Annotated in this window: 38 protein-coding genes and 1 pseudogene; 38 read left to right on the top strand and 1 reads right to left on the bottom strand. The window is 60.5% G+C overall.

Annotated elements, in window-relative coordinates; genetic code table 11:
- Positions 1 to 48 precede the first annotated feature (48 nt).
- The 19 genes from ACTG2B_RS19205 to ACTG2B_RS19115 all read left to right on the top strand — a co-directional run bounded on the left by ACTG2B_RS19205 (position 49) and on the right by ACTG2B_RS19115 (position 8,373).
- Entirely contained in the window at positions 49 to 432 is a 384-nt protein-coding gene (locus ACTG2B_RS19205; protein ID WP_323936220.1) for a DUF4406 domain-containing protein, read from the top strand.
- Between the two features lie 46 nt (positions 433 to 478).
- Positions 479 to 1,285 (top strand): BRO-N domain-containing protein, encoded by an 807-nt coding sequence (locus ACTG2B_RS19200; protein WP_439996664.1) that lies wholly within the window; start codon positions 479 to 481, stop codon positions 1,283 to 1,285.
- Between the two features lie 163 nt (positions 1,286 to 1,448).
- A complete protein-coding gene (locus ACTG2B_RS19195) occupies positions 1,449 to 2,081 on the top strand; it encodes a 3'-5' exonuclease (RefSeq protein WP_439996663.1) in 633 nt (210 codons plus the stop codon).
- Complete coding sequence (locus ACTG2B_RS19190; RefSeq protein ID WP_439996662.1) at positions 2,078 to 2,392, top strand: hypothetical protein; 315 nt, start codon at positions 2,078 to 2,080, stop codon at positions 2,390 to 2,392. The genes ACTG2B_RS19195 and ACTG2B_RS19190 overlap by 4 nt, the downstream gene beginning before the upstream one ends.
- Before the next feature lie 22 nt (positions 2,393 to 2,414).
- On the top strand, positions 2,415 to 2,576 hold the full coding sequence (locus tag ACTG2B_RS19185) for a hypothetical protein (RefSeq protein ID WP_439996661.1): 162 nt from the start codon (positions 2,415 to 2,417) through the stop codon (positions 2,574 to 2,576).
- Positions 2,566 to 2,832, top strand: coding sequence for a hypothetical protein (locus tag ACTG2B_RS19180; protein WP_439996660.1), 267 nt, complete (start codon positions 2,566 to 2,568; stop codon positions 2,830 to 2,832). Before ACTG2B_RS19185 ends, ACTG2B_RS19180 begins: the two co-directional genes overlap by 11 nt.
- A complete protein-coding gene (locus ACTG2B_RS19175; protein WP_439996659.1) occupies positions 2,829 to 3,815 on the top strand; it encodes a DUF968 domain-containing protein in 987 nt (328 codons plus the stop codon). Before ACTG2B_RS19180 ends, ACTG2B_RS19175 begins: the two co-directional genes overlap by 4 nt.
- Positions 3,812 to 4,132 carry a DUF1064 domain-containing protein gene (locus tag ACTG2B_RS19170; RefSeq protein WP_439996658.1) on the top strand — a complete coding sequence of 107 codons (321 nt, stop codon included), beginning with the start codon at positions 3,812 to 3,814 and terminating at the stop codon, positions 4,130 to 4,132. The genes ACTG2B_RS19175 and ACTG2B_RS19170 overlap by 4 nt, the downstream gene beginning before the upstream one ends.
- A 37-nt stretch (positions 4,133 to 4,169) precedes the next feature.
- Positions 4,170 to 4,799: an antitermination protein Q gene (locus ACTG2B_RS19165; RefSeq protein ID WP_439996657.1), complete on the top strand. Its 630-nt coding sequence runs from the start codon at positions 4,170 to 4,172 to the stop codon at positions 4,797 to 4,799.
- 107 nt (positions 4,800 to 4,906) lie between these two features.
- Positions 4,907 to 5,230 (top strand): hypothetical protein, encoded by a 324-nt coding sequence (locus ACTG2B_RS19160; RefSeq protein WP_439996656.1) that lies wholly within the window; start codon positions 4,907 to 4,909, stop codon positions 5,228 to 5,230.
- A gap of 76 nt (positions 5,231 to 5,306) precedes the next feature.
- Positions 5,307 to 5,738, top strand: a complete 432-nt coding sequence (locus tag ACTG2B_RS19155; RefSeq protein WP_439996655.1) for a hypothetical protein — start codon at positions 5,307 to 5,309, stop codon at positions 5,736 to 5,738.
- A gap of 50 nt (positions 5,739 to 5,788) precedes the next feature.
- A complete protein-coding gene (locus ACTG2B_RS19150) occupies positions 5,789 to 6,085 on the top strand; it encodes a hypothetical protein (RefSeq protein ID WP_439996654.1) in 297 nt (98 codons plus the stop codon).
- A gap of 149 nt (positions 6,086 to 6,234) precedes the next feature.
- Complete coding sequence (locus tag ACTG2B_RS19145) at positions 6,235 to 6,897, top strand: tyrosine-type recombinase/integrase (protein WP_439996653.1); 663 nt, start codon at positions 6,235 to 6,237, stop codon at positions 6,895 to 6,897.
- Positions 6,897 to 7,115 (top strand): PapB/FocB family fimbrial expression transcriptional regulator, encoded by a 219-nt coding sequence (locus ACTG2B_RS19140; protein WP_171270135.1) that lies wholly within the window; start codon positions 6,897 to 6,899, stop codon positions 7,113 to 7,115. Before ACTG2B_RS19145 ends, ACTG2B_RS19140 begins: the two co-directional genes overlap by 1 nt.
- Before the next feature lie 76 nt (positions 7,116 to 7,191).
- A complete protein-coding gene (locus ACTG2B_RS19135) occupies positions 7,192 to 7,353 on the top strand; it encodes a hypothetical protein (RefSeq protein WP_439996652.1) in 162 nt (53 codons plus the stop codon).
- A 51-nt stretch (positions 7,354 to 7,404) separates the two neighbouring features.
- Entirely contained in the window at positions 7,405 to 7,683 is a 279-nt protein-coding gene (locus ACTG2B_RS19130) for a hypothetical protein (RefSeq protein WP_439996651.1), read from the top strand.
- A 20-nt stretch (positions 7,684 to 7,703) separates the two neighbouring features.
- On the top strand, positions 7,704 to 7,868 hold the full coding sequence (locus tag ACTG2B_RS19125) for a hypothetical protein (protein ID WP_439996650.1): 165 nt from the start codon (positions 7,704 to 7,706) through the stop codon (positions 7,866 to 7,868).
- A gap of 19 nt (positions 7,869 to 7,887) precedes the next feature.
- Positions 7,888 to 8,088 (top strand): hypothetical protein, encoded by a 201-nt coding sequence (locus tag ACTG2B_RS19120; protein WP_439996649.1) that lies wholly within the window; start codon positions 7,888 to 7,890, stop codon positions 8,086 to 8,088.
- Between the two features lie 117 nt (positions 8,089 to 8,205).
- Positions 8,206 to 8,373, top strand: coding sequence for a hypothetical protein (locus ACTG2B_RS19115; RefSeq protein WP_439996648.1), 168 nt, complete (start codon positions 8,206 to 8,208; stop codon positions 8,371 to 8,373).
- Here the strand turns inward: ACTG2B_RS19115 and ACTG2B_RS19110 are convergent.
- A complete protein-coding gene (locus tag ACTG2B_RS19110; protein ID WP_439996647.1) occupies positions 8,321 to 9,103 on the bottom strand; it encodes a helix-turn-helix transcriptional regulator in 783 nt (260 codons plus the stop codon). The genes ACTG2B_RS19115 and ACTG2B_RS19110 overlap by 53 nt on opposite strands.
- Before the next feature lie 351 nt (positions 9,104 to 9,454).
- On the opposite strand from ACTG2B_RS19110, the gene ACTG2B_RS19105 reads away from it, so the two are divergent.
- From ACTG2B_RS19105 to ACTG2B_RS19015, 19 genes and pseudogenes are all read left to right on the top strand, one after another.
- Positions 9,455 to 9,784 carry a phage holin family protein gene (locus ACTG2B_RS19105; RefSeq protein ID WP_439996646.1) on the top strand — a complete coding sequence of 110 codons (330 nt, stop codon included), beginning with the start codon at positions 9,455 to 9,457 and terminating at the stop codon, positions 9,782 to 9,784.
- Positions 9,771 to 10,232 carry a glycoside hydrolase family 24 protein gene (locus ACTG2B_RS19100; protein WP_439996645.1) on the top strand — a complete coding sequence of 154 codons (462 nt, stop codon included), beginning with the start codon at positions 9,771 to 9,773 and terminating at the stop codon, positions 10,230 to 10,232. Before ACTG2B_RS19105 ends, ACTG2B_RS19100 begins: the two co-directional genes overlap by 14 nt.
- The gene (locus ACTG2B_RS19095) at positions 10,229 to 10,771 is read left to right on the top strand and encodes a DUF2514 family protein (protein WP_439996644.1); all 543 of its coding nucleotides are present in this window, start codon (positions 10,229 to 10,231) and stop codon (positions 10,769 to 10,771) included. Before ACTG2B_RS19100 ends, ACTG2B_RS19095 begins: the two co-directional genes overlap by 4 nt.
- An 88-nt stretch (positions 10,772 to 10,859) precedes the next feature.
- A complete protein-coding gene (locus tag ACTG2B_RS19090) occupies positions 10,860 to 11,231 on the top strand; it encodes an HNH endonuclease (RefSeq protein ID WP_439996643.1) in 372 nt (123 codons plus the stop codon).
- Positions 11,232 to 11,333: 102 nt separating this feature from the next.
- Positions 11,334 to 11,819 carry a phage terminase small subunit P27 family gene (locus ACTG2B_RS19085; protein ID WP_439996642.1) on the top strand — a complete coding sequence of 162 codons (486 nt, stop codon included), beginning with the start codon at positions 11,334 to 11,336 and terminating at the stop codon, positions 11,817 to 11,819.
- 9 nt (positions 11,820 to 11,828) lie between these two features.
- A complete protein-coding gene (locus ACTG2B_RS19080) occupies positions 11,829 to 13,550 on the top strand; it encodes a terminase large subunit (RefSeq protein ID WP_439996641.1) in 1,722 nt (573 codons plus the stop codon).
- Entirely contained in the window at positions 13,544 to 13,729 is a 186-nt protein-coding gene (locus tag ACTG2B_RS19075) for a hypothetical protein (RefSeq protein ID WP_265061539.1), read from the top strand. The genes ACTG2B_RS19080 and ACTG2B_RS19075 overlap by 7 nt, the downstream gene beginning before the upstream one ends.
- Positions 13,729 to 14,975 (top strand): annotated as a pseudogene (locus ACTG2B_RS19070) (phage portal protein). The gene ACTG2B_RS19075 and the pseudogene ACTG2B_RS19070 overlap by 1 nt, the downstream one beginning before the upstream one ends.
- Positions 14,963 to 15,901, top strand: coding sequence for a S49 family peptidase (locus ACTG2B_RS19065; protein WP_439996640.1), 939 nt, complete (start codon positions 14,963 to 14,965; stop codon positions 15,899 to 15,901). The pseudogene ACTG2B_RS19070 and the gene ACTG2B_RS19065 overlap by 13 nt, the downstream one beginning before the upstream one ends.
- Positions 15,902 to 15,968: 67 nt before the next feature.
- The gene (locus tag ACTG2B_RS19060) at positions 15,969 to 17,255 is read left to right on the top strand and encodes a phage major capsid protein (RefSeq protein WP_439996639.1); all 1,287 of its coding nucleotides are present in this window, start codon (positions 15,969 to 15,971) and stop codon (positions 17,253 to 17,255) included.
- Positions 17,256 to 17,314: 59 nt separating this feature from the next.
- The gene (locus tag ACTG2B_RS19055; RefSeq protein WP_439996638.1) at positions 17,315 to 17,791 is read left to right on the top strand and encodes a hypothetical protein; all 477 of its coding nucleotides are present in this window, start codon (positions 17,315 to 17,317) and stop codon (positions 17,789 to 17,791) included.
- A 2-nt stretch (positions 17,792 to 17,793) separates the two neighbouring features.
- Entirely contained in the window at positions 17,794 to 18,114 is a 321-nt protein-coding gene (locus ACTG2B_RS19050; RefSeq protein WP_076362406.1) for a head-tail connector protein, read from the top strand.
- The gene (locus ACTG2B_RS19045) at positions 18,111 to 18,476 is read left to right on the top strand and encodes a head-tail adaptor protein (RefSeq protein ID WP_439996637.1); all 366 of its coding nucleotides are present in this window, start codon (positions 18,111 to 18,113) and stop codon (positions 18,474 to 18,476) included. Before ACTG2B_RS19050 ends, ACTG2B_RS19045 begins: the two co-directional genes overlap by 4 nt.
- Before the next feature lie 14 nt (positions 18,477 to 18,490).
- Positions 18,491 to 19,012, top strand: a complete 522-nt coding sequence (locus ACTG2B_RS19040; RefSeq protein ID WP_060388636.1) for a hypothetical protein — start codon at positions 18,491 to 18,493, stop codon at positions 19,010 to 19,012.
- On the top strand, positions 19,009 to 19,590 hold the full coding sequence (locus ACTG2B_RS19035; protein WP_439996636.1) for a phage tail terminator protein: 582 nt from the start codon (positions 19,009 to 19,011) through the stop codon (positions 19,588 to 19,590). Before ACTG2B_RS19040 ends, ACTG2B_RS19035 begins: the two co-directional genes overlap by 4 nt.
- Positions 19,591 to 19,815, top strand: coding sequence for a DUF2635 domain-containing protein (locus ACTG2B_RS19030; protein WP_439996635.1), 225 nt, complete (start codon positions 19,591 to 19,593; stop codon positions 19,813 to 19,815).
- Positions 19,815 to 21,314 carry a phage tail sheath subtilisin-like domain-containing protein gene (locus tag ACTG2B_RS19025; protein ID WP_439996634.1) on the top strand — a complete coding sequence of 500 codons (1,500 nt, stop codon included), beginning with the start codon at positions 19,815 to 19,817 and terminating at the stop codon, positions 21,312 to 21,314. Before ACTG2B_RS19030 ends, ACTG2B_RS19025 begins: the two co-directional genes overlap by 1 nt.
- Complete coding sequence (locus tag ACTG2B_RS19020) at positions 21,315 to 21,671, top strand: phage tail tube protein (RefSeq protein WP_439996633.1); 357 nt, start codon at positions 21,315 to 21,317, stop codon at positions 21,669 to 21,671. It abuts the gene before it with no gap.
- Positions 21,668 to 21,943: a phage tail assembly protein gene (locus ACTG2B_RS19015; RefSeq protein ID WP_362810600.1), complete on the top strand. Its 276-nt coding sequence runs from the start codon at positions 21,668 to 21,670 to the stop codon at positions 21,941 to 21,943. The genes ACTG2B_RS19020 and ACTG2B_RS19015 overlap by 4 nt, the downstream gene beginning before the upstream one ends.

Here is a 21,943-nt window from a genome sequence, read left to right as displayed (position 1 = left end):
TGTCGGTGGGGGCGCCCGCCATTCAAAGCCAAGCCGAGGAGGCTCGCAATGACCAATAAACCGGTAACGGAAGCAGGCCAGATCGCCCTGGCCGGGGTGAAGGTGTATGTGGCTGGCCCGATGACGGGCCTGCCTGAGTTCAACCGTCCGACCTTCTTTGCCGCCGAGGCGCACCTTAAGGAGTTGGGCGCCGTGGTGATGAACCCGGCGATCTTGCCGGATGGCTTCAGCCATGACGCTTATATGCGGATCGCCATCCCCATGCTGATGGAGTGCGAGGCGGTGGCGTTTCTGCCGGGCTGGCAGCAGAGCAAGGGGGCGCGGCAGGAGTTCACCCGCGCTCACGCCTTCGGGATGGATCTCTACCAGCTGGAGGTGGGCTCGGTGGCGGGTGAATTGTGGATCACCAGTATTGCGGTACTGGATATTTAACCAGTAGTATTTAGGTCTGACCATTCATGACAATCGGGAGAGTGACATGCAGGTGTTGAGTTTTGACAGTGCGGAATTTGGCAAGGTACGGCTGATCCAGGAGGAGGGGCGCGTGCTGTTCTGCGCGGTCGATGTGTGCAAGGCGCTGGGCTACAGCAATGCGCGGGATGCCGTGAAGCGCCATGTGGATGAGGGGGATGTCGTGAAACGCGACACCCCCACAACCAGCGGGGTGCAGGAGGTCTCCTTCCTCGATGAGGGTGGGGTCTATGCGCTGATCTTCGGCAGCAAGTTGCCAGCGGCCAGGGCGTTCAAGCGCTGGGTGACCGGTGAGGTGCTGCCATCCCTGCGCAAGACAGGCCAATACCAGGTGGCCCGCCCCGCGGTCAATGTGGAGGCGGTGCAGGTGGAGCTGCTGTTTGTCGAGACCGCCGCCCGCATGCTGAACGTCAGCAACTCCGGCAAGCTGGGGATGCTGCAGACCATCCAGCGCCAGCACGGCCTGCCCAATCTGCTGCCGAGCTACGCCATCGATGCGCCGAGCGATGCCACCGATGGCAGTTCGCGGCCGACCTTTTCTGCCACCGAGGGGCTCAAGCAGCATGGGGTGACCATGAGTGTGCGCTACTTCAACGCGCTGCTGGAGTCGAATGGGTTGATCGTCAAGATGCAACGACCCTCCTCCAAGACACCGGAAAAACAGAAGGAATTCTGGTCGATCACCCCCGCTGGCCTGCGCTATGGCAAAAACATCGTGGATCCGCGCTGCCAGCGTGAGACGGCGCCGCACTGGTACCAGAGCCGCTTTGCAGACCTGCTGGCAAAGGTCGGGCTGGGGAAGGTGGCAGCATGATAGTCATTAAGCAAGATCTGAGTGGCCAATATCGCATTGTTAATACTGACAAGGTTGAGAACCCGTGCAGGCTATTCATCACCCCCAATCGCCGCAATGATCGAGCGGCAGCATCAAAGCGAGCTGCTCGCAGCCGTCGCAACAAAGCCAAGCGAGGTAACGCATGATTTTTAGCGGCCTGAGTACGAAGCCATTTTACGAAGTGTCAGCCGAGCGGCTTGCCGTGGTCGATATCGAAACGCTGGGGCAGGGGGCTGATGCGGTGATCTGCTCTATCGCTGTGGTGGTAGTCGATCTGGGCAGTCTGGTGGTGGTCGATGAGTTCTATTGCCGGGTTGACCACAACCAAGTAAACCGGAGCCGCTCGGAAGGCACGCTGGCTTTTTGGGAGCAGCAACGGCAAGAGAGCCCGGCGGCGTGGGATGAGCTGTTCAACCCTGCTGGCCAGCGGCTGTTTATTACCAGCGCCCTCGAGTTGCTATCTACCTTCTTGCTCAAGGCGTTTGGCCGCATTGAGGATGTGCAACTGATGGGCAACGGCAGCGAGTTCGACAACGTGATCCTGGCTCACGCCTATGATCAGTGGGGGATGGCGCAGCCATGGCACTTCAGGGGTAACCAGTCGCTGCGAACTGCGGTATGGATGGGGCGAGTGTTGCTGGGGATTGACCCCAAGTATCAGCTCCCCTTCGAGGGTGTTCGTCACCACGCCCTGCACGATGCTCGCCATGAGGCGGCCTATCTGATCGCCATCCTGAAGGCGTTCAGGGAGCGGCTGGCAGGGGGTGAGGCATGAAAACCTGGCTCGCAGAGTTTGTTGAAGCATCAGTAGACGAGGACGATCCGAACAAGCTCAATCTGGTGATGTCGCTGCCATCTGCAGCCCATCACGCCAAGGCGCTTGCTGACTCTTTCAGCAAGATTTCTTCGCACCTTAACCGGTCGCTGCACGAGCTGGAACGTACCGCTGAGGTTATGCGCAATGCCGCCCGTAGCGGGATCACGCCGGAGGCGCTGGCCTTTGCGGCGGATCATGCGGCCAAGGCGGCCAGTCAGATACGAAGTGAGGTATCCGGCCATGATATTCAACCTCGCGAGGCTTCCTGAAGAGGCCCGTAAGAGGGTACACTTGGACAAGTTGGCGGCCCTGCTGGTATGGCAGTGTCGCCACGGCCAGGCGAGTCGCGCCGATGTCGCCAGGGCCATCACCGAACAGCCAGCGGATTACCAGGCGTATTTTCGCGAACGGCTGAACCACTACCGTGAGGTAAAGGGGTCACATGAGCAGTAAATTCAACAGCCGCAGTGCTGCCCGTGCGCAGCATTTGCAGCGTCAAGCCGCCAATCCGATTGGCGCCGAACTCAATATCAGTGCCGAGCTGTTCCGCTCAATCGACAACGCCAGCCCCGGCCTGACCGCCGCCGAGGCAGCCCGCCGCGTGATCGCCTCCGAATCCGCCGCCCTGCGCCGCAGCGCCAGCTATCAGCTGCTCGCTCGCCTTGGCCCGTTACTCGACAAGCTCGAGATGGTGGAGAAGCTGGCGTGAACCCGACCCATCCGGTCTTTGTACCTGAGATGGGGATGGTGTTGCTGGCGGTGGGGGATGGGTTGGCCAAGTTGCGCTCATCCCTGGGCAATCGTCCGGCAATGCTGGTTCCCGCTGCTGATGGGGGTGATCTGCTGGCGCAGTTCCCGGAGCTCGCCAGCGCCCTACTGCACCCCGCTATCGTCAAGGCCGCCGGTGGCGAACTGGCCTTGCGCAGCGTGGGCCAGTGCCTGATCGGCGAGGGGTGCGTGGGCGAGACCGTCACCACCGAGATGGGTGGTCTGCCGCTGCCGCTGTGCTGGCATCACGATAACGAGTATCGGGATGGTCAGTTGCCGTTCAACCCCGCCCAGCATGCCACCGCCATTGCGCGGGCGCTGCTGACCCGGGTTGCCGGATGGTGCGGGGTGCCGCTTGCCCAGCTGCAGGCGCGGGATCTCTGTTGGTGGGCCAGCGTTTACAAGGTGCAGGGGCATCTGCCGATCTCGGTGGTGCGCCACGCCTGCCGCTTGCCGCCGCTGGAGCCGGAGCGGGTGCTGGTACCCGGGCGCGGTTATCGGGAGACCGATGCCCGCTTTCGGGTGAGCAAAGAGGAGATGCTGGAGCAGGACCCGCTGGCTGAGTTGCGGCAAAAGATCCGCGCCAAGCCTGCGGTGAAGGCCATCGACCCGGAGCCGTCGATGCTGCACATCCCCCGCCCCAAGATGAAGCGCTGGGAGTCTGCCGATTATCTGGCGTTCGTGCGCCAGCTGCCCGTGGTGACCGGCCAGACCGAGGGGGTCGAGGCGCACCATGCGATCGGCCACGGCCTGAGCGTGATGGGCAGCAAGGCGAACGATCTGATGACCTTTCCGCTTAGCCACGATGCACACATGGAATTGCACAACAAGGGCTGGCAGCAGTGGGAGCGCACCCACGGCAGCCAGCTGGTTCACGTCGCGATGACGTTAAACAAGGCCGCGGGCCTGGGAGTGTTTGGATGACGCCTTACAGTGGGAAAAAACCGGTAAAGAGCAGGGCACGGCCACGGCCGATACCCGGCAAGATGAACCAGACCGAGCAGGCCTATGCCGATCACCTGCGGCTGCTGATGCTGGCGGGGGAGATCCTCTCCTATGAGTTCGAACCGCTCAAGCTGAAGCTGGCCGACAAGACCTTTTACACCCCGGATTTTATGGTGGTGGGCAAGGATGGCTTGATCGAACTGCATGAAGTGAAGGGGTTCTGGGAGGATGACGCCCGGGTCAAGATAAGGTGGCCGCCGCCAAGCAGCACTGGATGTTCACCTTTGTCGGTGTGATGCGCAAAGGCGCCAACTGGTCACTGGAGGCATTCTGATGCGGCTTGAATATGCTCTCTCTATCGGTAACCCGCGCTCGGCGATGATCCAGGCCATTCAATCCCGTTCGACAGGAGCCAGCCATTTGAACAAGGCGGATATTCTGGGGGCGCTGGGGCTGGTGCAGAAATATGAGGCCGTTGGCCTGGCGCTGGTGATGGCCCGCTACAACAAGGACATGGAGAGCCAAGGCGTGGCGGTGCGCGGGGTGAAGGCTCACTGCAGCAAGATTGCTCCCAAGTATGTGGGGGCCATTAAGGATCGCCGGCAAGGTCTGGCGCTCAAGGCACTGGCGGCCCTCGCCGTGCAGCACTTTTGCCGCACCGTGGATACCCCGGGGGCAGCCTGTCACCCGCAGTTCTGCCGTGGGCGCGGGGTGATCCGTGATCTGGAGCTGAGCCGGCTGCACGGCAAGGTGATCGACAAGACCTGCCCGCGCTGCAACGGTACCGGCCTGCGCCCGATCCCGGGCACTCAGGTTCGCCGCGCCATCGAGCCGCTGCTGGGCACTCTCAGTCGCGGCGAGTGGGAGCAGCAGTGGTACCCGCTCTATCAGGCAGTGCTGGCATGGTGCCATGTGCAGGAGAGCGAGGTGGAAGCATTTTACAAGCGAGTGACGGCGGCGTGATGAGAGTAAAAACCACATTGCCTAAAGTGGTGATCTTTTGTTTTTGGGCTTTCTTCGTCCTTGTTAATGCGAGCCTTATTGCCCGCAAGATTATGGGGTGGATGTAGATGATTAACGCGATGTTCACGTGGCTTAAATGGAAAATTGCCGGCAAGGAGCTGCTTGAGCTTCATCGGTGGCGGGTTAAATGGCAGGAGTACCGCCGCTGGCTTGCCGAGTTCGAGGAGGTTGGCATCACGCTGGACAACATGAAGTCAGAAGTGGATGGAGAGGGGTTGAGTGCCAGCTATCCGCCGGTAGACGTTGGGCCGTGGACTGTTGATGCTCTGCGTGAGCATCTTCGTGGCAAGGGCCGCGCAAAGGTTCCATCTCCACCACCACCACCTCCAGTTCGCTCACGCCATGACGGTGAGCCACCTGTGACCAGGTAGCCATGACACTGGCAAGAAACATTGTGCTGGTTGCGGCCATACCATCAGAAGCGAATGAGTTAGAGGAAAACACGACATGACAGAACAAAACACACAGCTCGTACTTGAGCGCAACGACTGGATAGTTAGCCTTATCCGTGCTGCAAAAGGGTTGCCGCTCGATGTTGATGTGGAGACGCTGCCGGATCACGTTCGCCAAGGAGTTGGGCTGATCCAGCAACTGTTTGCCCGCGCCAACTCCAGCGAATGGCGAATGATGAGCGGTGACTGGCGGGAAGAGCTGGTTTCATTGCATGACGATAACGGGCATATCGTAAGTGGCCTTACGGTATCACAAGCACGGGCGCTTATTGATGCTCATGGCGTAACAAGGCCAGCAGCAAAGGCTTGCGCCATAGTAATGCAAAACATCCACTGCAAAGACCCTGCTGGCGTCTCAAAGCTAATTGAAAATGCTATCGAGCAGCAGCGCACCTCTAATCCGATAGGTGATAAACATGATATCTGATCGCACATGCAACCTTATCGCCGCTGCCATTTTCATCGGCATCGTGCTTTATGCCCAGTTCGCTTGAGGAACTGCTGCAGGCCAGACGTGAGCGCAAGTGCGCTCATGTCTTTTCCGGTGGTCATATGGGCCAGCGGGATGAAACAGGCCAGCTTGATTGGCCCTGCTGCCGCTGTGGCAAGGTGTACCGCTTTGAGTATGGCTTGCAGGCCGGCAGCGTTGGCATCATCACCGGCCCGTGGTTTCGTGCCAGAGGGGCAGGGATAACGCCCTGCTTCTACCCGCCCAGTCCATCCCCCATCCTGCTGGCTCTGCGCAAGGCCAGCGCATTTTTTACACACAGCTAGTCAGGCCGCTTCTCCACTGATTCTGTGGATAAGCTGCCCCCGCGAACTTTCCGTGAACCACTGACCAGAATTGAACAAGGGGCCTTTATGGCCCCTCTCTTTTGCTGTAGTCTCTCTGTTTAATGTCGATAATCGGGATTATACAGTTAATGCCAAAGGCTATTGTTGTTGAAGATCCGCAGCTGGCCCATGCCGTTGCGGTGGCCAAGGCATCGAGCCCAGAGAACGGGCTCAGGGATGCCGCCGTGCTGCTCTGCTGCTTCGGTACGGGCATGAAGCCAGCCGAGCTGGCGCAGCTGCTGGTGAGTGATTATCTCTCCCCTGGTGGTGAGCCGCTGGGCGAGACGGTGGTCAGGCCGGAGATCGCATTTAACGGGCGGGCTCGCCCATTGTGCTGGGTCAACAAGAAGCTGATCACCGCCATTGATGATCACCTGGCCGACCGGCTCAAGCGCGGGCATGGCATCACCGGCAGGCTGACGGCCTATCGTGGACTCGACCCGCAGAGCGGTCTGTTTGTCTCTGGTCGAACCGGCCAGCCGCTCAAGCTGACGCGCATCGAGCGGGATGGTCGGGTGAGCTATCGGGCTGACCAGCTGACGGCCCTGATTGCTCGCCTGTTCGCTCAGGCTGGCATTGAGGGGGCTACGGCTCAATCTGCCCGCCGAACGCTGGCTGTGAAGCTCAAGCGCAAGGGGATAGACGAGCGCCATATCGGCGAGATCCTGGGGATGACCAGCATCAAGGCCATTAAGACCCTGTGCGATACCGATCCGGTTAGCCTGGGTGATTTGATTAAGAGGATTGTGTGATGACCAATGCGCAGTTTGACCTGCTGCTAAAACTGACCAGTATCCGCTCTGACGACATCAAGGCGGCCGCTCGGGCCGTGCTGGTTGATGGGGAGACGCAGAAGGCTGCCGCGGCCGCTCACAACGTCAACGAGGGGCAGCTGTCCCGCCGCCTGACAGTCATTCGTGAGATTGAAGAGATTGTGATCGGGCTCTCTATGTTTTACCAAAAAGGGTGAATTAGCTATTGCATGATTTACCATATATGGTAAATTTAACTCATCGAAACGAGACAGCCCTAGCAAGGAAACGAAAATGAGCAAGTACACCACCGAGCAACTCAAAGCAGCATTGATTGGCCTTTACGACATGAACACCCCAGGCGCCGATCTGGCGTTTGAGATGACGTTGTGTGAGGTGCAGCGCCGGATGGGTGATGAGGCGTTTAATGCGTGGTGTGAGGCTCAGGGCTGGTAATCGGGTGAGTTAACGGGGCCAGTGTGGCCCCCTTATTAGAGGAAAAACGGGATGACTCAAGAGTGCCTCCATTGCGGCAAGAAAGGGATCGAATTTGACCTAGCGTGGGAGGGGAAGCAATGCCGCCGCCCAGTCATTATTGACCCTGCTGTTGGCGGCTGGTCATGCGGATATAAGCCCCTGCCGGTCGTGGATGGTGTGACTCAGGATGTAGCCATCAAGGTCATGAAATTGAAGTGCCCGGTATGCGGTGATCTGCACGACCCGACCACGTTTGTTGGTGGCAAGAAACATTGTGCTGGTTGCGGCCATACCATCAGAAGCGAATGAGTTAGAGGAAAAAACGAGATATGGAACGGGTAACGATTGAGATAGACAGGGACGACCTGCCGACCCATACGGATGATGAGTTTGAAGAGTGGGTTCGGTTTTGTGTCGGCTATCAGGCCGATATTGATAGCACCAATCCGCTCTCGGATATGGACATGGCCGCCCAATCTGTAATGGTCGGCTGATTGATAGAGGAAAGGGCGGATGTGGATCAACGCAACTACACCACCAGAAGGGCAGCCACACAAATGGACTCGAGATGTTGTGGTGGTGACAAACTACGGCAAGGCCTACACCATGGCATACATGCATGGGTCTGATGGTGGTGGAGTGTGGCAAAGGCCTGCGCAATTTGAGCATGGGGAAGAGGTCGAGTGGTGGACTGAAAACCCAGCCGGCAAGTAAGAGTAAATGCGCTGAAAGCCATCTGTATGGCGCTTACTCACCGATAACGCAAGCCCGCTGATGCGGGCTTTTTGGTGGGGGTCTATGATCACTCCATGGCCGCTATGGAGTATTGCCATGTCACCCATTCAGTCGTCTGACCTCGGCATGCCCGCCGATCACCCCGTCAATCTGACCAATCAGGAGCTGGCGGCCAGGCTGCAGGATTTGCTGCCGGCGCTGCCGCCTTTGTTTATGCCACTGGTTGAGGAGGCGGCGCAGCGATTGCTGGAGCATGGGGATTGATGTGGTCTATCACTCTGGCCTTGTCGAGGGTGGGCGCCAGTTCGCCAGAGGACAGCGCCAGCGCCACGGCGTTGTATCTGTTATGGGCCCCCAGCTTTTTACCAGCCTCGGCGAGGTGGTGGTTCACGGTGCGCTCAGGCATGCTCATGATGATGCCGATCTCGGCGGCGGTTTTGCCCGCTCCGACCCAGAACAGGCAATCCGCTTCGACCGCCTTGAGCGGCTGGGTGTCGCTGGGGCGGCAGGCCTTTAGGGTGGCATCCAGCACATAGGGTACGACCATGGCGAGGGTGGGCGCCATTTCGAGGTATAGATCCGGACGGTAGCGCTCGGTGATAAAGCTGAGTACGCCGGTTTCCCCTTTCGGCCCGTGCAGCGGGTGGGAGACGCCGCTGCGCAGCCCGCACTTTGCCGCCTCGACCATCACATCCATCTGTTCATCTGTCCCGCGCAGTTCGTGCCATCTGATTGGGGTTGTCTGGCTGCGGGCGGCGGCCACCACCGGATCGCGGGCGATCATGCCGTGGTGGTTGTAGTGCTCTATCCAGTCAGGCGGGCAGGAGTTGAGGATGCGGATTAGCGGGCGCTGCTGGCTGACCGGGATGATGATGGCCAGTCTGAAGTAGTCAAAGCCCAGCGCCGTTATCAGTTGCTCGATGGCGGCGCTCAGTTCGTCAGGGTCTGTGATGTGGTCAAGCGCGTTAAGGCGCGCCAGCAGGTTTTTGGTCATGCCGCTGATTCGAGTTTAATAATTAATCTGCGGTTATTGTCCATGGATGTCTGATGCATTGCCATAACCATGGCTGTACGGTGATTAATTTTTGTGTGGCAGAGGGCGTTTATCGAGGCTATTTACATCCGCTGCAATTTTGTGTAGGCTGATTGCCAATGATGGGAGACTGCAACCAAATGGTGGCGGTCTCTTTTGTTTTCTGATTCTCGAACCTCGGCCCAGGCCGGGGTTTTTGCGTTTCTGGGCCCTGCGGGGAGGTAGGTATGTAGATGCCTGAAGCAGCCCTTGTTCCGCTTGGTCTGTCATCCATGCGCGAGCCATGTGACGGTTTTGCCGTGGAGGTAAGTTATGACGCCCGATAAAGACCCTCAAAGCTACAGCCTGCTGGCCTATCTGGCATTCGGCGGCTTGAGTGTGTGGGGCGGTCTGGTTGCCTATATCCAGACCATCCGGCGCGAGGGGCGCCCATTTGCGTGGCGCGAGGCGGCAGCGCAGGTTGCGGTTTCCGGTTTTGCCGGGATGCTGACCATGCTGCTGAGCTGGTATATGCATGTGCCGATCCCGCTGTGCGGTTTTATGTCCGGTCTCGCCGGATTGATGGGCTCCAAGGCGCTGGCGATTTATGAAAAGCGCGCCGCCCGCTGGATGGGTGAGGAGGGCAAGAATGGCTCGAATTGAGTGCAGCCGCAATCTGGCGGCCTTTCTCGATATGCTGGCATTCAGCGAGGGTACCATCGGCCGCGGTGATGATGGCTATGACAAGCTGGTCAACCCGGGCAAGACCTTTGCGAGCTATGCCGAGCATCCGAACGTGTCTATCCAGGTTGCGCCGGGGCTGAAAAGCACGGCCGCCGGTCGCTATCAGTTTCTGAGCAAGCACTGGCTGCACTATAAGGCGCAGCTGGCGCTACCTGACTTCGGCCCTCTTTCGCAAGACAAGTGGGCGATTCAGTTGATCAGTGAGCGGCGGGCGCTGGCCGATATCGAGGCCGGGCGCATCAGCGCGGCGATCGACAAGTGCCGCAATATCTGGGCATCCCTGCCGGGTGCCGGTTACAACCAGCCGGAGCACTCCAAAGAGAAGTTGCTCGCCAAGTTCGTTGAGCTCGGCGGGGTGCTGGCATGAATGCGGTTCGCCTGTTCCTCAAGGCGCACCCCGTGTTGTGGTTTGTGCTGCGCCAGGCAGTGTTGTTTTTTCTGGTGTGGCTTCTTTATCAGCAAGGCTACTCGAAGGGGGCTCACGATAAGGAGCTGGAGTGGTCTGCCAAGTGGAACGAGCAGGCGGCCGAACTGGCGACAGTGAGGGCTGATGCCGAGGTGGCCGCCCGCAAGGCCGAGGAGCGCCGCCTGGCTGATATCGAGAGGGTGAGGCAAGATGCAGAAAAACAGATTGCCAGTGCTGAGCGCGATGCTGTTGCCGCTGATGCTGTTGCTGTCGGGCTGCGCGAGCAAGCCGGCCGATTGGCCAAGCGAGCCAGTCAGTGCGCCAGCGATTCCGGCGCTGCCCAGTCAGGCGATGCAGCCGGACAGTCCGCCGTGGTGCTCGCCGACCTGCTCGGCCGGGCTGATGCGCGAGCGGGAGAGTTGGCAAGAGCGTATGACCGCGCTCGAGCATCAGGCTTGGCCTGCCAAAGAGCCTACTTCTCCCTGACCAATCCCGATTAACCGAATTGCCGCACCGAGTCACTCTCCAAACTGACGGGTCGTCCCGTGTAACTGCGTCCGGTGCGGCGCCCTATTTGAAGCGATAGCCATGCCTCCACGTATCAAGCAGATCTGCCGGGCCAAAGGGTGTCATGCCCTGACCGATAATCCTGGCGGTTACTGTGCCGATCATGCTGGTCAGGCTGTCGGCTGGCGGCGCGTTGCCGCCAAGTCATCTGCCGAGCGTGGCTATGGGGCCAGCTGGCGCAAGCGGCGCGAGCGCATCATGCAGCGCGACCGCGGGCTGTGTCAGCCCTGCATTCGCAAGGGGATCATCACCCAAGCCTATGCCGTTGACCACATCGTACCAAAGGCCGCTGGCGGCACGGATGACGATAGCAACCTTGAGGCCATCTGCCGGCGCTGCCACAAGCTGAAGACGCAGCAGGAGGCCTCAGCTGGCCGCCATTGGCAGCCCTGAGGGGGTAGGGGGGATCAAATCCTTCCACCTTTTCGCCTCCGTGACTGCCAGCCCGGTCAAATTTTTATACCCGCGAAATTAAAAATTTAAATGGAGGGCGCGATGGCAGGGGCACCAAGAGCGCCTGGTCAAGGTCGCAAGCCCAAACCGACGGCGCTGAAGCGGCTGGCTGGCAACCCCGGCAAGCGCTCGCTGAACAACGCCGAGCCAACCTTCACCCCGCTGCTCTATGTCGAATGCCCTGAATGGCTGGCAGAGGATCAGTGGGCTCCGACCATTTGGGACATGGTGATCCGTGAGCTCTGCGGTGCCGAGGTGCTCTGCGTCACCGACCTGCACAACCTCGAGGCATTCTGCGCCGCCTACTCGCGCTGGCGCAGAGCCGAGATCGAGATAACCAAACACGGCCTGGTTGTCGAAGGGGCAACCGGCGGGCCGGTCAAAAACCCCGCCTGTACGGTGGCCAACGAATCACTCAAGCAGATGACCACCTACGGTTCGCTGCTGGGGCTGGACCCATCCAGCCGCTCACGCCTGATCGGAGGCAACAAGAAACAGGGAGGGGGGAACCCGTTCGCAGCTTTGTAGGGATGACCGATGGCAACACGCAAAAGTTATCCCTATGTCAACGTGGCGAACGGCTACGCCCGCGACGTGGTGCGCGGCAAGATCCCAGCCTGCCGCTACGTCATCCAGGCTTGCCAGCGCCACCTCGATGATCTGGCCAAAGAGAAGTCGGCCAAGTTTCGGTTTCGGTTCGACAAGGACAAGGCAGAGCGAGCCGCCACCTTTGTCCAGCTCATGCCCCATACCAAGGGGGAGTGGGCCTTCAAGCGCCAGACCCTAAGCCTAGAGCCGTGGCAGATGTTCATCATCTGCTGCGTGTTTGGCTGGGTGCGCAAGGGCAGCGGCCTGCGCCGCTTTCGCGAGGTCTACAACGAGATCCCGCGTAAAAACGGCAAGTCGGCGCTCTCTGCCCCGGTCGGTCTCTACTGCTTCGCGGCAGACAACGAATTCGGCGCCGAGGTTTACTCTGGCGCCACCACAGAAAAACAGGCGTGGGAGGTGTTTCGCCCCGCCCGCCTGATGGCCAAGCGCACCCAGGCGCTGCTCGATCACTTCGGTATCGAGGTGAACGCCAGCAACCTGAATATCCCGTCTGACGGCGCCCGCTTCGAGCCGCTGATAGGCAATCCGGGTGATGGTCAGTCGCCATCCTGCGCCATCGTGGATGAGTACCACGAGCACGACACGGATGACCTCTACACCACCATGATCACCGGTATGGGCGCCCGCCGCCAACCGCTGATGTGGGTCATCACCACCGCCGGCTACAACATCGACGGCCCCTGCTACGACAAGCGGCGGGAAGTGATCGAGATGCTGGCGGGCACGGTGCCGGATGATGAGCTGTTCGGCATCATCTACACCATTGACGAGGGTGACGACTGGACGGATCCCAAGGTGCTGGCCAAGGCCAACCCGAACATGGGCGTCTCCGTCTACGCCGAATACCTGCTGGCGCAGCAGGCCAAGGCCATCAAGTCCGCCCGCTTTGCCAACATCTTCAAGACCAAGCACCTCAATGTCTGGGTGTCGGCAAAAACCGCCTACTACAACATGGAGGCGTGGAAGGCCTGCGAAGATCGCAGCTTGACGCTGGAGCAGTTCGAAGGGCAGGAGCTGATCCTCTCGTTCGACCTTGCCCGCAAGCTCGACATGAACTCCATGGCTCGCCTGTTCTGGCGAGATATTGACGGCAAACGCCACTACTACTCGATCGCCCCCGAATTCTGGGTACCGGAAGATACGGCCTTCAACACCGACAACCGGCGGCTGGCAGAGCGTTACCAGAAGTGGATGAACCTTGGCGAGCTCAGCACCACAGAAGGTGCCGAGATCGACTATCGCGAAATCCTGGCCGTAGCCAAAGAGGCCGCAGCCAGTGGTAACGTGCTGGAAGTCCCGCTCGACCCGGCAGGCGCAACCGCGCTGGCTCACGATCTGGCAGATGAGGGATTGACCCCCATCTCAATCACCCAGAACTACACCAACATGAGCGACCCGATGCGAGAGCTGGAGGCCGCCATTCAGTCCGGCCGTTTCCATCACGATGGCAACAGCCTGATGACATGGTGTATCGGCAACGTGATCGGCAAGAACCTGCCCGGTAACGATGATGTGGTGCGCCCGGTCAAAGAGTCTGCCGATCAGAAAATTGACGGCGCTGTCGCGCTCATGATGGCCATCGGCCGCGCCATGGTCGCGGGTCGCGGCAATACCAAATCCATTTACGAAACCACGGATGTCCTATGCTGATGAACATCGTCGCCTTTCTGGTGGGCCTGCTGGGTGCCGCCGCGCTGACCTATGGCGCCTGGCTCTGGTCTGCCCCGCTCGGTTGGGTGGTCGGTGGCCTGCTGGCGCTGGGCTGGTCTGCCTGGTTGAGCCGCGCCATCGCCTGGCACAAGTACAATAAACAGAGCGGGGGTGGCTGATGTTCTTCCCATTCCTGTTTGAGCGCAGGGGGGGCGGCGGCAACTTCAGTCAGTGGATCTCGAGCGTAGGGGCGCGGCGCAGCAAGGCTGGCGTCATGGTCACGCCGGAGTCTGCGCTGGCGCAAGGCACTGTCCGCGCCTGCGTCACCCTGCTGGCTGAATCCATTGCGCAGCTGCCGTGCGAGCTCTACCAACGCAGCGACGACAGCCGCACCCGGGCGACCGACCACCCGCTGTACGACATTATCCACGCCTGCCCCAACCAGAAAGACACCAGCTTCGAATTCAACGAGCAGCGCATGGGCCACCTCGGCCTGCGCGGCAACAGCTACAGCCTGATCGAGCGCAGTGGCGACGGCTACATCACCGAGCTGATCCCGGTCAACCCGGACAAGATGATGGTGCTCAAGGGGCCTGACGGGCTGCCTTACTACCAGTTGCTCGATGGCAGCAACCAGATCCTGCCGATGCGGATGGTGCACCACGTCAAGGCCTTCAGTCTGGATGGCTACCTCGGCGTCTCGCCGATCCAGAGCAACCCGGATGCGATCGGGCTTGCCATGGCAGTGGATGAGCATGCCGGCTCGGTATTTGCCAATGGCACCACACTGTCTGGCGTTATTGAGGCGCCAAATAAGCCACTTGGAACCCAAGATCTTCTTGATAATTTCAGAAATAAATTTATCGAGACTTACTCCGGGGCGCGCAACTCCTTCGGTGTAGCGATCCTGCAGGAGGGGATGCAGTACAAACAGATGGCGATGACCAACGAGCAGAGCCAACTGCTCGAGTCGCGCAAATATGGCGCCATCGAAATCTGCCGCCTCTACAAAGTGCCGCCGCACATGATCGGCGGCTGGATCGGGCAACCAACAACAACATCGAGCATCAGGGGCTGCAGTTCGTCATCTACACCCTGCTGCCGTGGGTCAAGCGCATCGAGGCCGCCATGATGCGCGACCTGCTGCTGCCGAGTGAGCGCAAAGACCTCTATATCGAGTTCAACCTCTCCGGCCTGCTGCGGGCAGACCAGAAGTCCCGTTACGAGTCATACGCCCTCGGTCGCCAGTGGGGCTGGCTCAGCGTCAACGATATCCGCCGGTTGGAAAACCTGCCCCCTATCCAGGGTGGTGATATCTACCTGACCCCGCTCAACATGGTCTCTACCGGCAAGCTGCCGCAAGGCATCGGCCAGGCGACCCAGGAACAAATCACGGAAATTGAGGCCATCCTATGCCGAAGCTGATGATCAACTACCCGCACCTGGCCAGCCAGGTGTTCGGGTGTCCGCTCTACGTCACCCAGGAGGTGCTGGCAGGGGTCAAGAGCCTGCTGATGCCCCGCATGCTGGGCAACCAGATCGAGGTGATGGCCGCCGATGACCTGCCGGATGGGCTGGAGCCAAAGCCTCTCGAGGCCCGCAGCGAATCGCGGTACCGCATTGAAGGGCTGGCGGTGATCCCGCTGCACGGCATTCTGGTCGCGCGGCGCGGTCAAATCGATAACGCCTGCACCGAGCTGACCAGCTACGAGTGGGCGCGGGCGCAGATCGCCACGGCGCTCGCCGACGAGCGGGTCAAAGAGATCGTGCTCGACATCAACTCCGGCGGCGGCCATGCGGTCGGCTGCAAGGAGCTGGCTGACTACATCTATGCCAAGCGCAGCGTCAAGCCGATCACCGCGCTGGTCAACTTCTCTGCCTACTCGGCGGCCTACTTCATCGCCGCCGCCTGCAGCAAGGTGGTGGTCAGTGAAACCGGCGGCTGCGGCTCCATTGGCGTCATCATGGAGCACATGGAGGTGAGCAAGTGGGAGGAGGAGGTAGGTCTCAAGTTCACCACCTTCTACCGCGGTGACCGCAAAAAGGACGGCACCCCCCATGAGCCCCTCAGCGATGGCGCCATGGCGGCCATCAACCACCGCATGGATCAGGCCTACGACCTGTTTATCAGCTCGGTGGCCCGCTATCGCGGCCTGTCAGTCGAGCAGGTGAAAGCCACCGAGGCCACCCTCTACAGCGGGGCCGAAGCGGTCAGCAACGGGCTGGCCGATGAGCTGGCCAACCCTCAGGATTATCTCAACGGCCTGGCCGCCAGTGTGGCCAAGCCGGCAAAACCGGCGCAAAGCATCGCCATGCGGGCCCGCGCCATCGAATTACAGAACCAGTTCTAGCCCAGCGGCGGAACCGATCCAACAAGCCCCGAAAGGGGCTTTTTTTATGTCCAAAGGAAACCAATCGATGAAGACTATCGAAGCCCTCCGCCGCGAGCGTGGCGAAATCGCCGCCCAGGTCAACGCCTTGGCGCAACTCGAAGCCAGCGGTACAGCTCTTACCGATGAGCAGCTGCAGCAGTTTGCTGACCTTGAGAGCGAAGCGAACAAGATCAGCGCCGCCATCGCCCGCCAAGAGAGCGCTGAGCGCCTGATGGCGCAGCAGGCTGTACCTGTCAATGCTCACGGTTCTCAGGCGCCTCCGGCCGTCCATGTGAAGCAGGAACTGAAACAGTATCCCGGCGCAGGCTTCGCCCGTATGGCAATGTCTATCGCCGCCAGCAAGGGCGACATGCAGCAGGCTGAGAAGTTTGCCGCCACCGAGATCGGTGATCAGCAGGTAGCCATGGCCATTAGCACCGCAGCCGGTTCCGGTGGTGCGCTGATCCCCGAGAACCTGCACTCCGAAGTGATCGAGCTGCTGCGTCCCAAGACCATTGTGCGCCAGCTGGGCGCCCGTGTACTGCCGCTGCCCAATGGCAACCTCTCTCTGCCACGCATGAGTGGCGGCGCTCAGTCCAGCTACGTTGGCGAGGGCTCTGATGCCAACAGCAGCGCCAGCCAGTTCAACGATGTGAAGCTGTCTGCAAAGACCATGATCACCCTGGTTCCTATCAGTAACCAGCTGATTGGTCGCGCCGGCTACAGCGTCGAGCAGCTGGTGCTGAGCGACATGATCGCCGCCATGGCGGTGCGCGAGGATAAAGCCTTCCTGCGCGATGACGGCACGGGAAACACCCCGACCGGCTTCAAGAAGGTCGCGACCGACAATAGCCGCACCGTCGAGTGGACCGGCACTGCCGACATGAAGACCATCGACGCCTATCTCGACAGCCTGATCCTCCTGCTGATGAGCTCCAACAGCCTGATGGTCAATCCGGGCTGGGGTATGAGCCCGCGCACCTGGATGAAGCTGTTCGGCCTGCGCGATGGCAACGGCAACAAGGTCTATCCGGAGATGGCGCAAGGCCTGCTCAAGGGCTACCCCATTGCGCACACCAACACCATCCCGGCAAACCTCGGCACCGGTACAAACGAGTCGGAGATCTACTTCGCCGACTGGAACGACGTGGTGATCGGCGAGCAGGACAACATGACCATCGACTTCTCCACCGAAGCCACCTACAAGGACACCAACGGCGATCTGGTCAGCGCCTTCTCCCGCAACCAGTCGCTGATCCGCCTGGTCGGCAACCACGATGTGGGCTTCCGTCATCCGGAAGGTCTGGCGCTGGGTACCAAGGTCACCTGGTAAGGCCGCAGCAGGGCGCCGCACTGGCGCCCTCTCTCATCCCCTTGTAACAAGGAGCAGACATGGCCAAGCCACCGAAAGGCCCTCGCGCAGGGCAGGCATCTGCCACTGACGCCGATCGCGAGCAGAGGAGCGGCGAACTGCCGCAGGCGCCGACCAGCAATGCAACTGACACCCCCCAACCCGATGCCGATGCAGGTACCGGGCAAGATCCCCACGCCGGAACTGGCGAAGGCGATGAATCAGATTCTGACCACCCCGCAGCAGGTCAAGCGCCAAGCGATGCAACCGGCGATGCAGCCGGAGCTGGCGCCGCGCCGCTGACCGGTGATCAGCCCGTTGGCGCCACTGACGCCGATAACGAGCAGCAGGGCGGCGATGAGCCAGCGCCACTTCCTGATGAGCGGGTGCTGGTGCGCTTCACCGGTCCGTGGAAGAACTACAGCCGCGATGATGTCACCCGCCTGTCACCGGCCGAAGCCGAGCTGGTGATCAAGAAAACACTGGCGCAGGTCGAGCCGGAACAAACCGAGGAGTAGTTATGCCGTGGATCACGCTGGAAGAGGTGAAGCACCAGTGCCGCCTCGAAGAGGACGACGCCAGCCAGGATCTGCTGCTTAACCTCTACATCGGGGCCGCCCGCCGGGCTATCGAGCAGCACACCGATCGGGAGCTGCTCGATGCTCCGCAGGCCGAGATGACCGATCGCCAGCTGGTGATCGGCGATGATCTCAAGGCCGCTGGCCTGCTGATGGTGGCGCACTGGTTCAACAACCGCGAGGCGGTCTCGGACTTCGAGAAGGTCGAGGTGCCCTTTGCCTTTCGCTACCTGATTGGCCCCTACACCAGGATGCCAATATGAAGATCAGACAGTCATCGGTCGTTAACTCGATGCGTCCGCCCAGCGCAGGCGAGCTAAAGCACCGCCTGCAGATCCGGCGCGTTACCGAGGTACCCGACGAGGATTTTTCCACCCGGCAGGAGTACCACGACCAGCTCGCCGTCTGGGGCAAGCTGATGCCTGTCACCGGCGGCATCTATCAGGCCGGGGTGCAGATTGACGAGAAGGTGACGCACAAATGCCTGATCCGCTGGCGCCAGCTCACCTGTGACCACCAGATGGTACATAAGGGAACTGTCTATCGGGTCAAGCGCTGCGAGCCACTCAACGGCGAAACCGTCTGGGCGCTGGTCGAACTGGAGCAGCTTGACCTGCCGACATAACAAGAGAGGCTGCCATGTCGTTTGAGAACTCAAACTCCGGCATCTACCTCCACGTTGATTTCCCTGACGCGCAGGAGATCCGCTTCAACAAGGCCCGCGTCAGGCGGGCATTTGTCGATATCGGCCGCACCCTGCTGCGCGATAACCGGCGAGCAGTGGCGCGGCGAGCCATATCAGGAGCCGGGCAGGCCCCCGGCTACCAGTCCGGCGATCTGGCCAAGTCGATCGGCTACTTCGTGCCGCGAGCAACCGCCAACCGCCCGGGCTTTATGGTCAAAGTCAGCCACAACAAGGGTGAAGGGGCATCGAAAGATATCCCGAGCGACGGCTTTTACCCGGCATACCTCTTTTACGGGGTCAGGCGTGGCGCCAAGCGGGTCAAGAGCCACCGCAAGGGGGCCAGCGGCGGCTCGCCGTGGCGCATCGCCCCCCGCCAGAACTACTTTGCCAAAACCCTCAAATACCGCAGCTACGAAATCCAGCGAACCCTGTTCACTGCGCTGAGGGCATCGGTCAGGCCGGAGAAACCGACATGAAGATAAGCCCGCTGATTGCGGCCATTCGCCAGCGCTGCCCCATGTTTGGCGGCAGGGTCGCCGGTGCGTCCGAGTTCAAGCCGCTGGCCGAGAACAACAAGCTGGCCCTGCCCGCCGCCTATGTCATCCCCCTCGATGACAACGCAGAAGAGAACCGCAGCAAGACCGACTACTGGCAGAAGATCACCGACGCCTTCGCCGTGGTGGTGGTGGTAAACAACACCCAGGACGCCCGCGGGCAAGCCTCGGTTGACGTGATAGAGGAGGCGCGAGAGGCGCTCTGGAAGGCCCTGCTCGGCTGGTCGCCGGACGAGAAGAAGTACGACGGCATTACCTATCAGGGCGGCAACCTGCTTGATATGAATCGGGCACACCTCTACTACCAGTTTGAATTCTCGGCCGAGTTCGATATCGGCCCGGAAGATACCCGCCAATGGACTGACCTTGAAGAGTTGCCATCGTTCGATGGCGTTGATGCCAATAACCCGGGCAAAGGGTTTGGCATCGATTTGATAGACCCGGGCAGCGGGCCTGACGGTGTTATCGAGTTCCAATTCCAGATAAATCCGGAGCAATAAATGTTCGTCAAACCCAACGACGGTCGATCGGTTCCCGATCCTGACCGCGGCGACCTGCTGCCTGTAGAAGGGCGGGAGGTGAGCGCCAACCAGTATTGGTATCGCCGCCAGCTTGATGGCGATGTCGTCATCGAACCTCCGGTTGAGCAAGAACCGGCAGCAGAGCAAGAGCCAACAGCCGAGGCAGCGCCTCAGGTCACGGTCAGCAAGAAGGGAGCAAAATAATGCCCGTCAGCTTCAATAATGTTCCCGCCGATCTGCGGGTGCCGCTGTTCTATGCGGAGATGGACAACTCGGCAGCCAATAGCGCCAGCGAAACCCTGCGGGCGCTGGTGCTGGGCCATGGCCTGGCTGCTGTCACCACCGGCAAGAACCAGCTGCAGCAGATCACCAACCCTGCCCAGGCGGCAGGTCTGGTCGGTGCCGGCAGCCAGCTGGCCGCCATGGTGGCCGCCTATCGCAATGTCGATTCGTTCGGCGAACTGTGGCTGATCGACGTACCCGAGCCCAGCGCAGGCACCGCCGCGACCGCCACCATCACGGTGACTGGCACTGCCATCTCTGCCGGGGTGGTCTCGCTCTACATTGCGGGCAAGCGGGTGCAGGCCGGTGTATCCGCCTCTGCCGCCGCCACTGCGGTGGCATCCAGCATCAAGGCCGCCATCGATGCCGATACCAGTCTGCCGGTGACCGCCTCCGTCTCGGCGGGCGTGGTGACCCTCACCGCGAAATGGAAGGGGTTGACCGGCAACGACATCAACCTCGCACTCAACTATCGCGGCGTGATGGGTGGGGAATCCCTGCCGAATGGCATCAACGTGGCACTGCCTGCCCAGTCATGCCTGAGCGGTGGCGCCGGATCTCCCGATCTGACCGCCGCCATTGCCGCCATGGGTGATGAGCCGTTCGACTTTATCGCCACCCCATGGCACGACAGCGGCTCGCTGGATGTGCTGGAGGCGGAGATGAACGACGCCACCGGCCGCTGGTCTTGGCTGCGTCAAATCTACGGCCATCTCTACAGCGCCAAGCGCGGCACGCTCTCTGAACTCTCCACCTTCGGCAAGGCCCGCAACGGCCAGCACGTCACCATGACCGGCATTGAGCCGCTGACGGCTGCCTCGCCTTACGAAGTGGCGGCTGCCAGCTGTGCCCGCAATGCGGTGTTTATCCGCATCGACCCGGCGCGGCCGACCCAGACCGGCGAACTGAACGGCCTGCTGCCGGCACCGACCGGCAAGCGCTTCACCATGGCCGAGCGGCAGGTACTGCTGACCAGTGGCATCGCCACCCAGACGGCCAGCTCTGGCGTGATGATGGTCGAACGGGCGATCACCATGTATCAGCGCAACAAGTACGGCGCGGCAGACAACTCCTATCTCGACAGCGAGACCCTGCACACCTCCGCCTACGTGATCCGCCGCCTGCGCACCCTGGTGACCAGTAAATATGGCCGCCACAAGCTGGCCAACGACGGCACCCGCTTCGGCGAGGGCCAGGCCATCGTCACCCCGGCGGTGATCAAGGGCGAGCTCAACGGCGAATACCGCATCATGGAGCGCCTCGGCATCGTCGAGAACAGCGAGCTGTTCGCCCAGCACCTGATCGTGGAGCGAGATGGCGACTCTGGTCGGGTCAACGTGCTGTTCCCGCCCGACTACGTCAACGGCCTGCGCGTCTTTGCGCTGCTTAACCAGTTCCGTCTGCAATATCAGGAGGCATAAATGGGCCGTATCGCAGGTACTTGTTATTTCAAAGTTGATGGCGAGCAGCTGTCAACTACTGGGGGGATGGAGATCCCCCTGAACACCAACGTCAAGGAGTCGGTCGTAGGCCTCGATGGTGGCGTTGATTACAAAGAGACTCACCGCGCCCCCTACATTAAGGGCACGTTCAAGATCCCGAAGAGTTTCCCGCTCAAAAAAATCACCACAAGCGATGACATGACCATCACCGCCGAACTGGCCAATGGTCAGGTGTATGTGCTGAAAGGCGCCTGGCTTGAGGGTGAGGCCAACCATAACCCCGAAGACGGCACCGCCGACCTGCAATTCAACGGAAAAGAAGGGTTCCATCAATGACAAAACAAGTAATTAAGCTGAGCGCACCTATCCAAGCCCACGGCGATTCAATTTCAGAACTCACTATTCCAGCCCCGACCGGTGAACAGGTTTGCAAGATCGGCCTTCCCTACACGATGACACCTGAAGGCGAAGCCAATATCAGCATGAAAAAGGTGAAGTTTTATCTGGTTGAGCTGGCTGGCATTCCAGCAAGTTCGGTGGAGCAAATGAGCCCGTCAGATCTAAACAATGCAGGCTGGATGGTTGCGAGTTTTTTCCTCAAGGGGTAA

The sequence above is a fragment of the Aeromonas sp. 30P genome, from assembly GCF_051919805.1.
GTDB classification, from domain to species: Bacteria; Pseudomonadota; Gammaproteobacteria; order Enterobacterales; family Aeromonadaceae; genus Aeromonas; species Aeromonas veronii.
The sequence above is the reverse complement of the archived record's forward strand: the minus strand, read 5'-3'. Positions and strand labels throughout refer to the sequence as shown.

Bases quoted from the DNA above. Each gene is read 5' to 3' on its own strand.
- ACTG2B_RS19135 (WP_439996652.1), top strand. From the start codon at position 7,192: ATGAGCAAGTACACCACCGAGCAACTCAAAGCAGCATTGATTGGCCTT.
- ACTG2B_RS19110 (WP_439996647.1), bottom strand. From the start codon at position 9,103: ATGACCAAAAACCTGCTGGCGCGCCTTAACGCGCTTGACCACATCACA.
- ACTG2B_RS19095 (WP_439996644.1), top strand. From the start codon at position 10,229: ATGAATGCGGTTCGCCTGTTCCTCAAGGCGCACCCCGTGTTGTGGTTT.
- ACTG2B_RS19150 (WP_439996654.1), top strand. From the start codon at position 5,789: ATGCCCAGTTCGCTTGAGGAACTGCTGCAGGCCAGACGTGAGCGCAAG.
- ACTG2B_RS19115 (WP_439996648.1), top strand. From the start codon at position 8,206: ATGTCACCCATTCAGTCGTCTGACCTCGGCATGCCCGCCGATCACCCC.
- ACTG2B_RS19065 (WP_439996640.1), top strand. From the start codon at position 14,963: ATGCCGAAGCTGATGATCAACTACCCGCACCTGGCCAGCCAGGTGTTC.
- ACTG2B_RS19060 (WP_439996639.1), top strand. From the start codon at position 15,969: ATGAAGACTATCGAAGCCCTCCGCCGCGAGCGTGGCGAAATCGCCGCC.
- ACTG2B_RS19155 (WP_439996655.1), top strand. From the start codon at position 5,307: ATGACAGAACAAAACACACAGCTCGTACTTGAGCGCAACGACTGGATA.
- ACTG2B_RS19190 (WP_439996662.1), top strand. From the start codon at position 2,078: ATGAAAACCTGGCTCGCAGAGTTTGTTGAAGCATCAGTAGACGAGGAC.
- ACTG2B_RS19050 (WP_076362406.1), top strand. From the start codon at position 17,794: ATGCCGTGGATCACGCTGGAAGAGGTGAAGCACCAGTGCCGCCTCGAA.
- ACTG2B_RS19125 (WP_439996650.1), top strand. From the start codon at position 7,704: ATGGAACGGGTAACGATTGAGATAGACAGGGACGACCTGCCGACCCAT.
- ACTG2B_RS19025 (WP_439996634.1), top strand. From the start codon at position 19,815: ATGCCCGTCAGCTTCAATAATGTTCCCGCCGATCTGCGGGTGCCGCTG.
- ACTG2B_RS19170 (WP_439996658.1), top strand. From the start codon at position 3,812: ATGACGCCTTACAGTGGGAAAAAACCGGTAAAGAGCAGGGCACGGCCA.
- ACTG2B_RS19075 (WP_265061539.1), top strand. From the start codon at position 13,544: ATGCTGATGAACATCGTCGCCTTTCTGGTGGGCCTGCTGGGTGCCGCC.
- ACTG2B_RS19180 (WP_439996660.1), top strand. From the start codon at position 2,566: ATGAGCAGTAAATTCAACAGCCGCAGTGCTGCCCGTGCGCAGCATTTG.
- ACTG2B_RS19120 (WP_439996649.1), top strand. From the start codon at position 7,888: ATGTGGATCAACGCAACTACACCACCAGAAGGGCAGCCACACAAATGG.
- ACTG2B_RS19130 (WP_439996651.1), top strand. From the start codon at position 7,405: ATGACTCAAGAGTGCCTCCATTGCGGCAAGAAAGGGATCGAATTTGAC.
- ACTG2B_RS19205 (WP_323936220.1), top strand. From the start codon at position 49: ATGACCAATAAACCGGTAACGGAAGCAGGCCAGATCGCCCTGGCCGGG.
- ACTG2B_RS19165 (WP_439996657.1), top strand. From the start codon at position 4,170: ATGCGGCTTGAATATGCTCTCTCTATCGGTAACCCGCGCTCGGCGATG.
- ACTG2B_RS19090 (WP_439996643.1), top strand. From the start codon at position 10,860: ATGCCTCCACGTATCAAGCAGATCTGCCGGGCCAAAGGGTGTCATGCC.
- ACTG2B_RS19200 (WP_439996664.1), top strand. From the start codon at position 479: ATGCAGGTGTTGAGTTTTGACAGTGCGGAATTTGGCAAGGTACGGCTG.
- ACTG2B_RS19045 (WP_439996637.1), top strand. From the start codon at position 18,111: ATGAAGATCAGACAGTCATCGGTCGTTAACTCGATGCGTCCGCCCAGC.
- ACTG2B_RS19085 (WP_439996642.1), top strand. From the start codon at position 11,334: ATGGCAGGGGCACCAAGAGCGCCTGGTCAAGGTCGCAAGCCCAAACCG.
- ACTG2B_RS19055 (WP_439996638.1), top strand. From the start codon at position 17,315: ATGGCCAAGCCACCGAAAGGCCCTCGCGCAGGGCAGGCATCTGCCACT.
- ACTG2B_RS19105 (WP_439996646.1), top strand. From the start codon at position 9,455: ATGACGCCCGATAAAGACCCTCAAAGCTACAGCCTGCTGGCCTATCTG.
- ACTG2B_RS19015 (WP_362810600.1), top strand. From the start codon at position 21,668: ATGACAAAACAAGTAATTAAGCTGAGCGCACCTATCCAAGCCCACGGC.
- ACTG2B_RS19145 (WP_439996653.1), top strand. From the start codon at position 6,235: ATGCCAAAGGCTATTGTTGTTGAAGATCCGCAGCTGGCCCATGCCGTT.
- ACTG2B_RS19080 (WP_439996641.1), top strand. From the start codon at position 11,829: ATGGCAACACGCAAAAGTTATCCCTATGTCAACGTGGCGAACGGCTAC.
- ACTG2B_RS19195 (WP_439996663.1), top strand. From the start codon at position 1,449: ATGATTTTTAGCGGCCTGAGTACGAAGCCATTTTACGAAGTGTCAGCC.
- ACTG2B_RS19030 (WP_439996635.1), top strand. From the start codon at position 19,591: ATGTTCGTCAAACCCAACGACGGTCGATCGGTTCCCGATCCTGACCGC.
- ACTG2B_RS19020 (WP_439996633.1), top strand. From the start codon at position 21,315: ATGGGCCGTATCGCAGGTACTTGTTATTTCAAAGTTGATGGCGAGCAG.
- ACTG2B_RS19100 (WP_439996645.1), top strand. From the start codon at position 9,771: ATGGCTCGAATTGAGTGCAGCCGCAATCTGGCGGCCTTTCTCGATATG.
- ACTG2B_RS19140 (WP_171270135.1), top strand. From the start codon at position 6,897: ATGACCAATGCGCAGTTTGACCTGCTGCTAAAACTGACCAGTATCCGC.
- ACTG2B_RS19160 (WP_439996656.1), top strand. From the start codon at position 4,907: ATGATTAACGCGATGTTCACGTGGCTTAAATGGAAAATTGCCGGCAAG.
- ACTG2B_RS19040 (WP_060388636.1), top strand. From the start codon at position 18,491: ATGTCGTTTGAGAACTCAAACTCCGGCATCTACCTCCACGTTGATTTC.
- ACTG2B_RS19035 (WP_439996636.1), top strand. From the start codon at position 19,009: ATGAAGATAAGCCCGCTGATTGCGGCCATTCGCCAGCGCTGCCCCATG.